General features: G+C 42.8%; 12 protein-coding genes. 7 read left to right on the top strand and 5 right to left on the bottom strand.

Translation table 11 applies throughout. The features are described from left to right. Positions 1-117 precede the first annotated feature (117 nt). The 3 genes from NSMS1_RS16965 to NSMS1_RS16955 are packed head-to-tail and all read left to right on the top strand — an operon-like array spanning position 118 to position 3,602. Positions 118-2,592, top strand: coding sequence for an HD family phosphohydrolase (locus tag NSMS1_RS16965; protein ID WP_224085822.1), 2,475 nt, complete (start codon positions 118-120; stop codon positions 2,590-2,592). A gap of 12 nt (positions 2,593-2,604) precedes the next feature. After that, entirely contained in the window at positions 2,605-2,817 is a 213-nt protein-coding gene (locus NSMS1_RS16960; RefSeq protein ID WP_224085820.1) for a hypothetical protein, read from the top strand. Next, positions 2,817-3,602, top strand: a complete 786-nt coding sequence (locus NSMS1_RS16955) for a TrmH family RNA methyltransferase (protein ID WP_224085817.1) — start codon at positions 2,817-2,819, stop codon at positions 3,600-3,602. Before NSMS1_RS16960 ends, NSMS1_RS16955 begins: the two co-directional genes overlap by 1 nt. Positions 3,603-3,632: 30 nt before the next feature. Here the strand turns inward: NSMS1_RS16955 and NSMS1_RS16950 are convergent, their stop codons facing one another. From NSMS1_RS16950 to NSMS1_RS16940, 3 genes are all read right to left on the bottom strand, one after another. Continuing rightward, positions 3,633-3,872: a hypothetical protein gene (locus tag NSMS1_RS16950; RefSeq protein WP_224085814.1), complete on the bottom strand. Its 240-nt coding sequence runs from the start codon at positions 3,870-3,872 to the stop codon at positions 3,633-3,635. A gap of 323 nt (positions 3,873-4,195) precedes the next feature. Then, positions 4,196-5,908, bottom strand: coding sequence for a diflavin flavoprotein (locus NSMS1_RS16945; protein WP_224085811.1), 1,713 nt, complete (start codon positions 5,906-5,908; stop codon positions 4,196-4,198). 363 nt (positions 5,909-6,271) lie between these two features. Further along, on the bottom strand, positions 6,272-8,011 hold the full coding sequence (locus tag NSMS1_RS16940; protein ID WP_224085809.1) for a diflavin flavoprotein: 1,740 nt from the start codon (positions 8,009-8,011) through the stop codon (positions 6,272-6,274). A gap of 1,003 nt (positions 8,012-9,014) precedes the next feature. On the opposite strand from NSMS1_RS16940, the gene NSMS1_RS16935 reads away from it, so the two are divergent. After that, entirely contained in the window at positions 9,015-9,695 is a 681-nt protein-coding gene (locus tag NSMS1_RS16935; RefSeq protein ID WP_224085808.1) for a Uma2 family endonuclease, read from the top strand. Positions 9,696-9,727: 32 nt separating this feature from the next. Here the strand turns inward: NSMS1_RS16935 and NSMS1_RS16930 are convergent, their stop codons facing one another. After that, positions 9,728-10,087 carry a Dethiobiotin synthetase gene (locus tag NSMS1_RS16930; protein WP_224085807.1) on the bottom strand — a complete coding sequence of 120 codons (360 nt, stop codon included), beginning with the start codon at positions 10,085-10,087 and terminating at the stop codon, positions 9,728-9,730. Between the two features lie 174 nt (positions 10,088-10,261). Then, positions 10,262-11,770 carry a C-3',4' desaturase CrtD gene (gene crtD / locus NSMS1_RS16925; RefSeq protein WP_224085805.1) on the bottom strand — a complete coding sequence of 503 codons (1,509 nt, stop codon included), beginning with the start codon at positions 11,768-11,770 and terminating at the stop codon, positions 10,262-10,264. A 160-nt stretch (positions 11,771-11,930) separates the two neighbouring features. Here crtD and NSMS1_RS16920 point away from each other — a divergent pair, with 160 nt between their 5' ends. From NSMS1_RS16920 to NSMS1_RS16910, 3 genes are all read left to right on the top strand, one after another. Further along, a complete protein-coding gene (locus NSMS1_RS16920) occupies positions 11,931-13,208 on the top strand; it encodes a M16 family metallopeptidase (protein WP_224085803.1) in 1,278 nt (425 codons plus the stop codon). Between the two features lie 305 nt (positions 13,209-13,513). Next, the gene (locus tag NSMS1_RS16915; protein WP_224085801.1) at positions 13,514-14,062 is read left to right on the top strand and encodes a hypothetical protein; all 549 of its coding nucleotides are present in this window, start codon (positions 13,514-13,516) and stop codon (positions 14,060-14,062) included. A gap of 353 nt (positions 14,063-14,415) precedes the next feature. Continuing rightward, positions 14,416-15,279, top strand: a complete 864-nt coding sequence (locus NSMS1_RS16910; RefSeq protein ID WP_224085799.1) for a fructosamine kinase family protein — start codon at positions 14,416-14,418, stop codon at positions 15,277-15,279. Positions 15,280-15,641 lie beyond the last annotated feature (362 nt).

The following is a 15,641-nucleotide window of genomic DNA, read 5'->3' as shown; positions in this document are numbered from 1 at the left end:
TGTACAAAACTCCCTAATCTCCCCCCACTCCTCATCTTCACCATTCCCTACTCCCTAATTTGTACACTTAGAAAAAAGCTCGTTGTATCAGCTTTTTAGACTGAGATAGCTAGCAAAATGGCAAAATCGCTCAAAAATAAAAGTTGGATTAGTGCAGTAAGGCTAGGCTGGGTGCATGAACAGCGTTCCTCAGTTGTTTTGGCGATCGCTATTGTATCCTTTACTGGAGTACTTGGTCATAAGTTATACAATCAACCTAAACTTAAGATAGGCACGATTGCACCACAAACGATTAAAGCTCCTTACACTGATAGTATTGAAGATAAAGAAGAAACAGAAAATAGACGTAAAGCTGTTAGTAAAAGTTCTGCACCAGTATTAATGATTGATGCGAAAACTACAGCACAGATTGACCAAAATTTACAAAAAACTCTGATTGAAGGTAACGAAATTCGCATTACCGCAGGTTCTTTTCCTTTTTATGATACTTCAATCCTATCTCTATCAAGCCAGGATTATCTGCGGTCTTGTCCTGAGTCAGAATGGCAGATGATGTTGGTTGCTTTGGATAGTATTAATCAAAAGAAATTGGGGTCGTTCTGGAACAAGCCCAGCGATAATCAGAAAAAACAGAAGTTCGCCAATAGTGACACACAAACTTCTTCTTCAGGCGTTCCCTCACCTAACATTTCCCTTGGTCAGGTAAGTCAAGCCCAAGGTGGTTCTACAAAGATAGATACTGAAGTCGCTACAAAACTTGAGTTTATGCAGGCGTTGGCAGAACTGTCTACTTATCGTGTTAAAACTGCCGAGCAAAATTTATCTTCACTGATTAATCGAATTACTCAAGCAAGAGAAGCCTACGCTCAAGCTAGTGTCCAGCTTTTACACATAGATACTATTGCTACACAGACAGTTTATCATGACACGGTTCTGTTGGAATTATCAGATGATGAATGGTTAAAAACTCAAAAGGGCGTGCGCCAAATTGCGGAGCGGATTTTAGCCCAAGGTATTCCTGTCGGTTTACCAGATGATGTATTAAAAAAAGCTATTAACTTGCAAGTACAGGCTTTTATCCCCAAAAATTCTGCATCTTTGGCGACTAAAATATTGTTGACTGTACTGCAACCCAATCTCAAGAAAGATGAGGAACAAACTAAAAAACAAGCTCAACACGCTGCATCTATAGTTGAACCTGTCATGGTTGAGATCAAACAAGGTGCAGTCATTGTCAATAAAGGCAAGAAAATTACTGAGTGGGACTTTCAGGTATTAGAGCATTATCAACTGATTAGCCGAGAAAATAACTGGCCGGCTTTGCTGAAATTGGCTGGTTTAGTAACGGGGGGAGTTTGTATCTTCGTTTTGGTGGAGACACGAAGTAAGTCTCCTTTACGTCAACGCGATCGCCTATTAATTTTATTGCTAACCTTGAGTGTCCCTGGAGTACTGGTAACTGGTATATCCTATACTACCTGGGGTGCTGTTGGTTTGCTGTTGGGTAGCTTTTACGGGCGTAGGTTGAGTGTAACAGTCATGGGCTTACTCGTGCTTATACTACCCATGAGCCTGGAAATTAGCATTATTGGGTTAGTAGCTGGTGCGGCTGGCGGAATATTAGGTAGTTACATCGCTTACAGGCTGCGATCGCGCGAGGAATTAGCACTGTTGGGTGTAGCGATCGCCGGGACACAGGGTGGTGTTTATCTGTTGATGAAAGTCTTGATTGGTGCGGCTTTTGGTTCATCCTGGTATTTTATTCTCCAAGAAGCCGGACTATTTACTTTATCTGGACTGGCTTGGAGTATTGTGGCTTTGGGCTTGAGTCCTTATTTAGAAAAGCTATTTGATTTAGTTACCCCAATTCGGTTAGCAGAATTAGCTAATCCCAACAGACCTTTATTAAAACGGTTAGCGACGGAAACGCCAGGGACATTTCAACATACTTTATTTGTAGCTACCCTGGCGGAAGCGGCTGCTAAAAAGCTCGGCTGTAATGTGGAGTTAGTCAGGGCTGGTACACTTTATCACGATATTGGCAAAATGCACGACCCCTTGGGCTTTATTGAAAATCAAATGGGGGAGCCAAATAAACACGAAACAGAAATTAAAGACCCTTGGAAGAGTGCGGAAATTATTAAAAAACATGTTAGTGAAGGCTTGGTAATGGCGCGGAAACACCTTTTACCAACAGCGATACAAGCCTTTATCCCCGAACATCAAGGGACAATGTTGATTGCCTATTTCTATCATCAAGCTGAACAAATGGCGCAGGCAGATCCTGACATTATTGTGGATGAAGCCGATTTTCGTTACGCTGGGCCAATTCCCCAATCGCGGGAGACAGGAATCGTTATGTTAGCCGATGCTTGTGAAGCCGCATTGCGATCGCTTAAGGATGCAGATACTGACAAAGCTTTAACCATGCTTAACAATATTCTCCGCGCTAGATGGCAAGATAATCAGTTAATTGACTCAGGATTAACGCGGGAAGAAATGACAGAAATTGCCGAAATATTTGTAGAAGTTTGGCAGCAGTTTCATCATAAACGGATTGCTTATCCCAAGTCGAAGTCTGCTAAGGAGTGATTTTCCCTAACTATGCTCCAAGAAGTGACAACTTGGTATTTAGAAATGCTCGACCCTAATCAACTGCATCCATCTGCGCCTGGGGATGATGAATTGCCCAGCGAACAAGCAAAATCAACATCTCAAAGCCTGATTTTATCGTACATTTGTCTAATTTATCATAAGTGCATTTTTATCTTGTATGCAGTCCAGATAGAGGCTTTCATCATTTTTGGAGAAGTCTAATGTTAACGAGTTTACAGAATAATTTAGTTAAGCAAATTCGCAAGCTGCACTCTACCAAAGAACGGCATAAGCAGGGGTTGTTCTTGTTGGAAGGGACGCATTTATTGGAAGAAGCTTGTGCGGTGAATTATCCCTTAGAGGTGGTGTGCTGTACTCCACAATGGCAAGCGAACCATTCTAGATTGTGGGAAGATGCTTGTAGTCGATGCGATCGCGCTGAGGTTGTCAGTGAAGAAGTATTACAGGCGATCGCAACTACTGTACAACCAGATGGGGTGGTGGCTACGGCAAAACGTGGCGAACAGCAAAGCCAAGTACCGTTTACTGGTGTTGTTTTGGCGTTTGAAACCATCCAAGACCCTGGTAATTTAGGGACAATTATTCGTACGGCTGCGGCTGCTGGGGCTTCGGGTTTATGGCTGAGTCAAGATAGTGTAGATTTGGATAATCCGAAAGTTTTACGTGCATCTGCTGGACAGTGGTTTCGTTTGGCTACCGCCGTTAGTGAAGATTTAAAAGCAACGGTGCAAGCTTGTCAACAAGCGGGAATGCAGGTGATAGCAACTTTACCCACAGCTAAGTTAACTTATTGGGAAGTAGACTGGACAAAACCCAGTTTAATTTTGTTGGGCAATGAGGGTGCTGGCTTGTCGCCAGATTTAGCAGCAATGGCAGACCAGCAGGTGAAGATTCCCCTCAGTCCTGGTGTAGAATCCTTAAATGTGGCGATCGCTGCTGCTTTAATGTTATATGAAGCGCAGAGACAGGTACTTGATAATTCGTAATTCGTAATTAAGATACAAGGTTAGTCGCCATTATTGGGATTTTGTTCTCTCTTCTAAGAAATGTTCAATATCTGCAACTGCATCTTCTAAGGCGGCTAAATCAATATCAAATCCATCATCCACAAGTTCAGCCTCACTAACATCTTCAGTAGATGTATTTGGAGTTTCTTCCTCGGTTGGATTTTCCTGTAATATATCCTCTAACTGTTCGAGGGCTGCTTGAAACTTTTGTTCAGCCTCAAGGCGCTTCTGTTGTTCGCTTTGCTCCATAGTTTTAATTAAAAATTTTGATAGCAGTTTCTACAGTCTTAAATTTTGCCTTTATGAAAAATATTTACACCTATGTGCTGTATAAACTTTACACATTCATTGACTAAACGGCTAGGGAAATTTTGCCCATAAAAAAAACCTGCTAACGCAGGCTGAGTTTAGGCGTGTTAGTAGTAAGCTGTTCGTCATTTAGATCGGGTAATGCTAAAACACTAAATCCTTATGCTGGAACTGTGATAGCAGATCGGAGTACCCAATTTAAATGAATGACAGCTTAAGCACTTAGTTCTGAATTGAAGGACTTTAGTTCTTACTACTAACTTCTAATAATGAGTACCTGTTTTCCGGTGATTTATGGCGGTTACATCATCTGGTTTGAGTAACTTACCATTATCAACAGTGGCGTACACTACCCAATGGTCGCCACACTCTAAACGTTGTTCAACTGAGCATTCTACATAAGCTAAAGCATCAGCGAGGACTGTACAACCGTTGTCTGCTTCTGTTGTGGTGAAATTGGCGAAACGGTCTTCTCCTGGAGCAAAGCTTTTACGGAAGTGCTTCATGTATTCCAAGTGATTACCTTCGGGTAAGATATTCACGGCAAATTTACCACCGGGATACATAAGTGATTCTATAGCGCGTTCTTTAGCGATCGCAACAGTTAAACCTGGAGGGTTGAAGGTGGCTTGGGAAACCCAAGAACCCATCATTCCTGTAGAGACATCGCCTTGCTTGGCGGTAATTACACAAACTGAGCCGACAATACGACCTACAGCTTGTTCTACGGGAGTAGCAGCTTGTTGGGGTACGCGGACTTTTTTCGCTTTCTTGAGGGTTTGGGCGAAGTCTGTACCGACTTCTTCGCAATACTTGAGGGTAACATCGTCGGGTTTAAACTTCACTTTGAGGGTTTCTACCCCAAAGCGATATCCTGCATCTCGGAGTTTACCTTCAATCATTTCCAAAGCTTCACCACTCCAGCCGTAGGAACCGAAGACCCCAGCTAGTTTGTTGTTATCACACACCTTGAGAACGATACCTAAAGCGGTGTGTATGGGGGTTGGTGCGTGACCGCCGATAGTGGGGGAACCAATGAGGAAACCATCGGCTTGTTCTAGAGTGGTTTGAATTTCTTCTGGGGTAGCAAATTCACAGTTGATTGATTTGACTGCTACGCCGCCTTTGGTAAGTCCAAGGGCGATCGCTTGTGCTAATGTTGCCGTATTACCGTAAGCTGAAGCATAGAGTAAAGCGACAGAAATCTCTCTATCTTTTTGGGCGCGGCTCCAATCTGCATAAGCTTGAGTTAACGCCATCAAGCTGCTACGAACCAAAGGCCCGTGACCTACAGCATACATCCGCACTTGTAAATCAGAGATTTTTTCCAATGCAGCTTCCACATGGACAGCATGGGGAGCCATCAGACAGTTGTAGTAGTAACGCTGGTCTTCCTTGAAGGATTCCCAATTATCATCAAAGACATCATCGCCACAGATATGTGCGCCGAATATCTTATCTGTGTAGAGGATTTGGGTTTGTGTGTCGTAGGTACAAAGTCCCGCAGGCCAACGAGGGCTAGGAATTGGCAAGAACTTCAACACATGACCTTTACCTAAATCGAGGGTTTCTTTCCCCCGCATCGCCAAAATATTCAAGTTGGTATCTGGAAAAGCCGCACGTAAATCAGCCGCACCAGGAAGGGAACAAACGAAGGTAATTTGCGGAGCTAATTCTAACAGCGCTTTAAATGTGGGTACACGGTTGGGGCTAAAGTGACCCAGAATGACATAATCCAATTTTTTCAAATTGATTGTCTGCTGCAAGGCTTCAAGATAAATCGCCATGAAGCTTTCTACAGGCGGGTCAATAATTGCCGTTTTATCACCTTCAATTACATAACCATTAGAGGTTGTCCCTCTTTCTAAGGCATATTCAATTTCAAACCGCAAACGTGACCAACTACGCGCTCTGAGAACTTTAGTATTTGTAGCAATAGGAAGAATTTGTACGTCACGGGGTTTGGAATCAGTCATAGATTTTGTTTTAGGTTTGTCAAAAAATTGGAAAAACCGGGTAGATGTTGCCCAGTTTTTAATTGATTGGATGAAATTCATAGGTATTAGGGAATAAGGACTAGCGGAAGATGGGAGAGATGAGGAAGAATTTTTATTTAGAGACTTAATAAAAAAACATCCAAAATCTTCTTGTAGGATGGGCATCTTGCCCGTCCTATATTCCGGGCGGGCAAGATGCCCGCCCCACAACATGGATAATTTATTTATTGAAAATCCCTTAATTTGTCTGTTTAATCTCCCACCCTATGGGTACTCTGCGAGAACGCGGTAGCGTTCTCGCAAGCGTTCCGTAGGAAAGCTAAAGCTACATTCCCCTCATCCCTAGTAGTAATTCCCTACCTTCCGGTGGCGCACTGCTGTCAATCCGTCGGGCTTGGAGACACGACCGTCTTCGACGGTGCAGTATAAAATGTAGTGGTCGCTGCATTCCATGCTGCTTTGGATTTCACATTCCATGTATGCTAGAGCGTCTGTAAGGATGGGTGAGCCGTTTTTGGCGGTTTGGGTTCTCACTCCTGCAAAGCGGTCAGCGCCGGGATGCAGACGCTTGAGGAATTGTTTTTTCAGTTCTTGGTAATTGCCTTCTTCTAAGACGTTGAGGACGAAGCGATCGCCTACCTGCATTAAAGTATCAATAGCCCGGTCTTTAGCTACAGCAATAGTAAAGCCCAATGGTTGCAAGCTGGCTTGTGCTACCCAGGACGCTAACATGGCGCTGCTGACATCATCTTTTTTAGTAGTAACAATATACAAGCCGTTGCTAATGCGTCCCAATGCCTTTTCCATGTTGACATCGAGGGACTTAATTTGCTTGATGTTGCGTTCTCTTGTCAGCAATTGTCCTAAGTCTGTACCCGCTTCTGTACACAATTGGTAGGCGGATGAGCCGGGAACTTCTTTAATGCGAATTGCGGGGAAGGCTTCTTTTACGCCCAAGTCGATAAATTTGCGGCGGATAGTATCAATGGGTTCGTCGTCTCCGCCAAAGCACTCGAACAAGCCGACTACTTGCTTATCTTTGACTACAGATAGCAGAGAACTAATACTAGCTTGTGCTGCTACTGAAGTTGTGGGAGGCATACCAATAATTAAACCAGCTGCTCTACCTGCTAATTCTTGAATTTCTTGGATTTCTGCGGTGCTGAGGTCGATCATTTCTACCGCAACACCAGTTTTTTGAATACCTTCGCCAATGGCTTGCACCAGCAGATTGCTATAGCCATAATCACCGACGTAGAATAAACCGACGGTGGTTTCTGCTTTGGCTTGTCTTTGGCTCCAGCTTTGGTAACACTCGGTTAACACATCTAAATGATGGTACAACAGAGGCCCGTGACCGTTGGCGATAATCTTAATTTTGCCCAAGTCTCCCATGCGCTTCATTGCGTTCAGCAGTGATCGCGCATTAGGCCCCATCAAACAATCGTAGTAAAATCTAAAGTCAGCTTCAATCGCTTCTAAATCTTCATCAAAGGTGCGATTGTCGCAGAAGTGCATCCCAAAAGCATCACAAGTATAGATAACTTCGGTTTTGCGATCGTAACTGAAGATGGTATCAGGCCAGTGGAGGTTAGGCGCACTGACAAATTCAATTTCGTGACCTTTACCAATATCTATGCGATCGCCACTTTTAACAATTCTCTTAGAAAAAGGATCATGTACTAAACCTTCTAAAAATTGTAAAGCAATTTTAGAAGCCAAAACTGTTGCTCTTGGTGCTAATTGCAGCACATCTTCGACTAAACCACTATGGTCTGGTTCTGTATGACTGACAATAATGTAATCAATAGCCTTGGGGTTAATTAAACTTTTTAGTGTATCTAAATACAGTTGACGAAACTTCTGGTGAGAAGTATCGATTAAAACTGTTTGTTCACCCCTAATTAGATATGAATTATAAGTCGTACCGTTTTGCAGTCCGAACTCGATATCGAAGCGATCGCGATCCCAGTCTAGACAGCGAATCGCCGTAGTATTAGGGGCAATTTCTACAGTTTCTACAGTCAGCCGATGCTGAACACTTTCTGCGTTGGCGTTGCCGGTCGTAGACATCGCTACCATTATTCGTCTCCGAGAGCAAGTAAACAGTAATTATTTCTCTGCCCCCATTGTGCGACGAACTGCAATTTTATGTTGTAATAAAAACGATATTTCCTAAAATTCAAGTTGTAGCAATTATTGCTATTTTTTAGCTATTTTTTTAACTCAACAAATATCCTAAAACTCTGACTATATTTAGCGTATCACGTTTTAAATATTGATATTTCTTGGCATATTTTAAAATAGCAAAGATATCATACATAACTTATTGTTATTAGCAGTATTACCGTAACAAAAAGCCTGGTTTATCCATTATTGATAACTATTGAAATATAAAAAATATCTAGAATTGGCTTTATGCTGAGGTAGAAATAGACTTTCCCAAGATACTAAGTATCTTTGTACACCCTTCATTATTGATGTTGCTGCTCAAAATTATTTAAAATTTGTTGAATTTCTTCTGCTGAGATGTCTTCCTAAATACAGTTACTAGCGGAACGGCTGCGATCGCTCGGCATAGATCCTGATTCTCTCACATGAATTGCTATAAAACTCATTAATGAAGTTCTGAGACTCACTCACGAGTATTAAACACTCATCTGCGAATATCAAAGACTCTCGTGCGAGTATTAAACACTCATCTGCGAATATCAAAGACTCTCGTGCGAGTATTAAACACTCATCCGCGAATATCAAAGACTCTCGCGCGAGTATGAAACATTCTCGCGCGAGTATCAAAGACTCATTCACGAGTATTAAAAACTCATCCGCGAGTCAAAAAGACTCGTCGCCAAGTATTAAAGACTCGTCCACGAGTATTAAACACTCTCGCGCGAGTATTAAACATTCATTACAACAATTTTTATTTATTTATAAAACACTTTTGCGTTCTTCTCTGCGCCTTCTCTACGTTCTCTACGAGACGCTTACGCGAACGCGGAGCGTGTCGTAGACTTTCCCAAATACTGCAAGTGTCAAAAATATATAATAGTAAGGCTTACTATACCAATTTAGGCATTCGGCAATGGTATTTGAGTACAACCGCCGTGCTTGTTTACCCTCATCTGAGGAGCTGCCCGACTCTGACGATACGCCAGTGGATAATGAATTACAAGATTTAATTCCCGGTTTACTCAAAGCTACATTAGCAATGGCTTGGCCAGACCGCATGGACTGGTTTTTTGGCGTGGATATGGGTATTTACTACGACCCAGATGAACCCGCCATAGTCCCAGATGGATTTTTGAGTTTGGGTGTTGAGCGATTTTATGATGAGTATTTACGCCCTAGTTATGTGCTGTGGGAAGAAGAGAAATTACCCACATTAGTTTTAGAGGTTGTATCGCAAAACTACCGTGGTGAATATACAACCAAGAAAGCAAAGTACGCTAACTTAGGTGTTTTGTATTACGTTATTTATCACCCCATCCGCCGCCGCAAACCTCGTTTAGAAGCTTACAAATTAATCAATGGCGAGTATCAACCCTTACAAGGAAACCCGATTTGGTTAGCCGAAGTTGGCTTAGGAATTGGTATGGAACGGGGAACATACCAAGGAATTAACCGCGAGTGGTTGTATTGGTATAACGAACAAGGAGAACGACTTTTAACCCCTGAAGAACAAGCCAAGCAAGCACAACAACGCGCCGAATTACTGGCGCAAAGGTTGCGTGCTATGGGTGTAGACCCTGATTCAATTGTTTAAGGACTGGCAAAAATGAATTGATTTCCTCACGCCTAAAAATTTCCAGGGGGTAGGGTTTGCCAAACACCAGAAAAAATACTTTCACTGGCTAAAGCAATTCGTAGTAAGTCCTCTTTCAGTAGTGGCGGCCAGTCTACACCAGCTCTACGTCCTGCCACAAATAATTGTTGCGCTTTCACCGTTAACTGATAAAGCGCATAAACTAGTTCCCTGTCTAGACTGGGGGAATCTTTCACAGCCTCAAATACTACTTTTAAGGCTAATAAAATTGAGGTGATTTGACCAGGTACGGGCGGTTTTCCATATTTCATCCGCATCAACAAGGCATCTGGGTTTTCCTCACTTGCTATTGTCTGGCCTACCAGGAGTTTGTGAGCTGTCTCGTAATTCATCTATCCAGCCTAGCGTAGATGTTTACACAATTAGATATTAGTCAATAGTCATTGGTCAATAGTCAATAGTCATTGGTCATTGGTCATTAGTCATTGGTCATTAGTCATTAGTCATTGGTCATTAGTCATTGGTCATTGGTCATTGGTCATTAGCTAACAGTTAACTGTCAATTGTCAACTGTCAATTTGCCTAACTACAGTTAGTGCTGAGTAACTTACGCCGGCTGTACCTTCGCCTGGATGGGTGGAGTCACCTACTAACCATAGATGGTTAATGGGTGTGCGGTTAGCAAAACCGAAGGGGCCGAATGTGGGGATTCTTTGACCGATACCGCCTACTATACCCCGATCGCGGGCTGTGTAATGGGCGAAGCTACGTGGTGTAGCAGCTTCTTGATAAACTATGGTTTCTGGTTTGAGATAGAAGTATTGGGCTAGTTTGGCGATCGCTTCTTCGGTATACTTCTGCTTCAATGCTGGGTAATCGTCGGTACTCCACCACTGTTCGGGGTCTACAAAGGATGAGGCAATAATTGTGGCTTTTCCTTCTGGCGCACGTCCATCACCTGCATGACTCACAGAGACAAATAAAGAGTTGTTCTCGCCAATGGGGCCGTTAGCATCATACATAAATTGTAGATGGGGTGGGCATTCTGGGGGAATGGCGCTTGTATCTACACCTAAATATACGACAAACGCTCCTGATGCTTGGGGTAGTTTATCCACACGCCGTTTGTAACCAGTTGGGGCATTTTCTCCTAATAGTTGCACTAAGTTCTGTACAGTGACGTTAGCGACTACATGGTCAGCCTCTTCTGTCCAAACTTCGCCTGTTTTCTGATTTCTAATTACCACCGCCGAGGCTTTGCCATTTTCTACCTTAATTTGTTCAACAGTATGGCGCATCAATAGTTTACCGCCGTCTGTTTCTAAGGACTCGACTAGGCGATCGCTTAATACCTGCATACTACCTTGGAGATGATACAATCCCTGCGGTTGTTGCGATACACTCAATGCCGTGGCAGCGTAAAGTAATGCCGTTTCCTCAGCATTGACTTGAGAATATAGCTTGAGTTGCAAATCTAAAAACTTTCTCAATCTTTGGTCATTACCCACACCACATAACCTTAAAGCATCTCCCACCGTTAGCAATGTGAAGGGTACAGTAATTAAGGTACTAGGTCTGACTGCTTGGGTTAATTGCCACAAATCCCACAAATTACGCGGCGGTAAAACTGGGTCGCGTCCTTGAAACTCCCAACTAGCATCAAATAAGGTCGCCATCAATTGCCAAAACCCTTCACTTCCCGGAAACTGCCTTTGGCGTTCTTCTTGCCACTTTTGCGGGTCGCGCCAGACATTAATGGGTGTATTTTCCCCAGGTAGAAATACTGCACAAGCTGGGTCACAAGGCGTTGCTTCTGGTAAATCTATTTCCAGTTCCGAAAATATGCGGTGATGAATACCCCCAGGTTCCAAGCCTGCAACCTGAGTCGCACCCACATCAAAAGTAAATCCCTGCCGTTTAAATGTGGAAGCACAACCCCCAGGTACAAGGGCTTGGTCTAAGATTAAGACGCTGTAACCACGATGAGCTAATAATGCCCCAGCCGTCAATCCCCCAATCCCCGCACCAACAACAACTACACGCGGTTTTCCTTTTTCAGCAACAATATTAGACATTAAGATTAGCTTTACAAAAATTAATATTACTACTCATAATTTTACTGCGCTCCTTGTGTTAGTAGTTAGTTGTTTTTCCTATGCGAATGACAAAATGCCCAATCGCCAATCCAGTCGCAGATAAAATAAAGTAACGGATAACTTCACTCACCACTCAACCATGACCTCAACCCTGCGGAAATTTCCCCGGCTTAATGCCCCAAAGCTATATAAACTCTCCAACGGCTTGACTATCGTAGTGGAACAAATGCCAGTTGAAGCAGTAAATCTCAGTTTATGGCTGAATGTTGGTTCATCTGTAGAATCTGATGCTATCAACGGTATGGCTCATTTTCTAGAACACATGATTTTTAAAGGAACTGAGCGATTAGCCAGTGGTGAGTTTGAACGTCATATTGAAGAACGGGGGGCTGTGACTAATGCTGCTACAAGCCAAGACTATACTCACTACTATATAAATACTGCGCCTCAAGATTTTGCTAAGTTAGCGCCATTACAAATAGATGTAGTTTTAAATGCCAGTATTCCTGATGAGGCTTTTGAGCGGGAACGCTTAGTGGTTTTAGAAGAAATTCGCCGTTCTGAAGATAATCCCCGCCGCCGTACCTTCCGCCGGGCGATGGAAATGGCTTTTGCCGAGTTACCCTATCGTCGTCCGGTATTGGGGCCGGAATCGGTAATCTCCCAACTCACCGCCAAACAGATGCGAGATTTCCATGCTAGTTGGTATCAACCGCAATCAATCACGGCCGTAGCTGTAGGTAATTTACCGGAAGAAGAATTAATCGAGGTTATTGCCGAAGGGTTTGACAAAATCCCCCACTCCCCACTCCCCACTCCCCACTCCCCAACCCTCGAAACGGGATTTACAGAAATAGTGCGTCGGGAATTTGTTGATGAAAGTCTCCAGCAAGCAAGGCTGGTGATGGTTTGGCGAGTACCTGGGTTAAATTATCTCGAACAAACTTACGCCTTAGATGTTCTCGCAGGTGTTTTGGGTCATGGAAGAACATCAAGGTTAGTCCAAGATTTGCGGGAAGAACGAGGACTGGTAACTTCGATTTCTGTAAGTAATATGAGTAACCGCCTGCAAGGCACTTTTTATATTTCTGCCAAATGTGCGGTAAAAGATATACAGGCAGTAGAAGTGGCGATCGCTCAACACATCCGCAAACTACAAACAGAGTTAGTCACAGACAAAGAAATTGCCCGTGTCCGCAAACGTGTCACCAATAGGTATATTTTTGGTAACGAAACACCAAGCGATCGCGCTGGCTTATATGGTTTCTACCAAACATTAATAGGAGATTTAGAACCAGCATTCAACTACCCAGCCCACATCCAAGCCCAAGAAGCTAACGATTTACTTTTAGCAGCCAACCAGTACCTCTGCCCAGAAGCTTATGGGGTAGTTGTGTTGAAACCATCTGTACACTGACAAATTAGATAAGGTTGAAACAAATTAGTTGTCATCGAGTTAAGCCTTACGCACTTTGGGCTTGCAGCTGTTTGTGTTGATATAGCTTGGAAGCTCCGTCACTACTTCTGGGCTTAAAGCTGGAGACTAAAAGCTTTACACCCTCAATGACATTAGTTTGGTACAGCGACACATAAAAGTCACTGTACAGATACTTTACCTACAAAAAATTCAATTTTTAAAATAAATTTGCGTAATTGATGAGGAAATTACTGAATCTACCTTTAGACAGAGGTTCTTCAACATCTACTTAAGGAGAAAAGATCATGAGTCGATTCAAATATTCCCAGAAGATTTTTGGTGTTATTGCTGTTTTACTTGTAATTTGTGCAACTTTCTTTCCTGGAATGGCATTTGCAGATTCACTGAGTGCGCCTATTAAGTCAGGTTGTACCGTCGTAGGTGATGTAAAAATAATACCAGACCCAAAAGATCCTAAAGAAATCGATGTTATACCCCCAACTGTGATAGTTAACAATGTCAATGGATGTAGTTTCACTGCTAACGCGATGAAGTTACCACAAGCTCTAAGGGTTGGAAGCGCTATTATAAAATTGCCTGCGGGTGTAACTGGGGTTGTTAAAAGTCTTGAGATCAGCCAAATCGATGATAAAGGAAATAAAACGGTCATTTATGGCTGCTCTAATTTAAAAGTTGAGAATGGTACGGATTTAAACGTAGCTTGCGGGGGGCCATCTTACTTACCAGCGAACCAGTCCTTGCAATATAATGCAACTATTGCAGGCTTTAAACGTGGGAGTAAGTTTGCCATTACCCTGGCAGCATCACCTTCTAGACGAGCAGATTTGCAGTAAGCATACGCCTGTTACAGCAAAAAACCTATTTGCTGTAACAGGCAAAACTGCTGCTTATCATTTTAAAGTTAGAACTCAGTACCGTAGCTGATATTCTACACTTTCGAGTATAAGCAGATGGCGATGCACTGCCCAATGTTCAACAACTTCTTGATGACCGAAGAAAAAAAGGATACAAGCACCCAAATTTATTTATGGGGATTATAATTTTTAATTGGAGCGCAGCGACTTGACTAGCGCTCGTTTTTTTTTGAACTCCGTACTATTATCCAAGCTTAACGTACTCGATCTAGTTTTTTCTCTTGTTGTATGAAACCACCTTACATTCCCCACTCCCTACTCTCCAAAAGATTATGTGGACAGAAATAGATGTTCATATTAGCCGTGTGATTGGCGAAAAGTTCCAGAGTCAGCAGAGGCGATCGGTTAGTGGTGGGTGTATTAATCAAGGGTATGCTGTATCTGATAGGACGCTGACGTACTTTGTCAAACTTAACCAAGCCAGCCAAGTTGCGATGTTTGAGGCGGAAGCACTGGGGTTAGAGCAAATGCTGGCAACAAATAGTATCCGTGTGCCAAAACCGATTTGTTGGGGTGTTGCTGGTAATTCTGGTTATATCGTTTTGGAATGGCTAGAGATGGGAGGCGGTAACAGCACATCTTGGGAAGAGATGGGGCGGAAGTTGGCAATGATGCACAAAGCCACCAACCAGCAGGGTTACGGTTGGGACATGAATAATACTATTGGTTCTACGCCACAAATCAATACTTGGACAGCAGATTGGATACAATTTTACGCCAAACATCGCCTTGGTTATCAATTTCATTTAGCCAGGCGACGCGGTGGGAGTTTTCCGAAACAAGATGAGTTACTAGCCGCACTTCCAGAAATTTTAGCAGATCACGAAGTACAGCCTTCCTTGGTACATGGGGATTTGTGGGGAGGTAATGCTGGGTGTACAGTAGCGGGGGAACCAGTGATATTTGATCCAGCAACTTATTTTGGCGATCGCGAAGTTGATATCGCCATGACAGAACTTTTTGGTGGTTTCCCCGCAGCTTTTTACAAAGGTTACAATCAAGAATTTCCTTTAGATGCAGGTTACGAACGCCGAAAAACCCTCTATAACCTGTACCACATCCTCAATCACTTCAATTTATTTGGCGGTGGCTACGCTTCACAAGCCAACCGGATGATTGAGCAAATTTTACGTTGAGTTGAAAACTGCGGACTGGGAAGAGATGGGGGAGTAGGGGAAGTAGGGGGAGACAGGGAAGAATTTTTACTCACCTCATCTCCCTCATCTCCCTCATCTCCCTCATCTTTCCCCAGCCTCCCAACTTTTTGATAATCTTTCCTGAAAACCCTACTTTTTTACCGTAGAGTAGGTTGTCTAGAAAATGACAATTTTTCTGTTTTATTTGTTGTTTCCTGCCATTCTTAATTAACTATGTCTCTCTTGTCTACTAATAAGCATAGAGGTTTTAGTTAAGCTTAGTGATGTTTAGAAAATCTTTCAATAAGAGTTACAACTAAACATTAATTATTGAGTATAAATTCATTTGACTAAAAGCTAAA

It is taken from the genome of Nostoc sp. MS1, assembly GCF_019976755.1.
Taxonomy (GTDB): Bacteria; Cyanobacteriota; Cyanobacteriia; order Cyanobacteriales; family Nostocaceae; genus Trichormus.
Note: the sequence above shows the minus strand (reverse complement) of the source record. Positions and strands in the feature narration are given on the sequence as shown.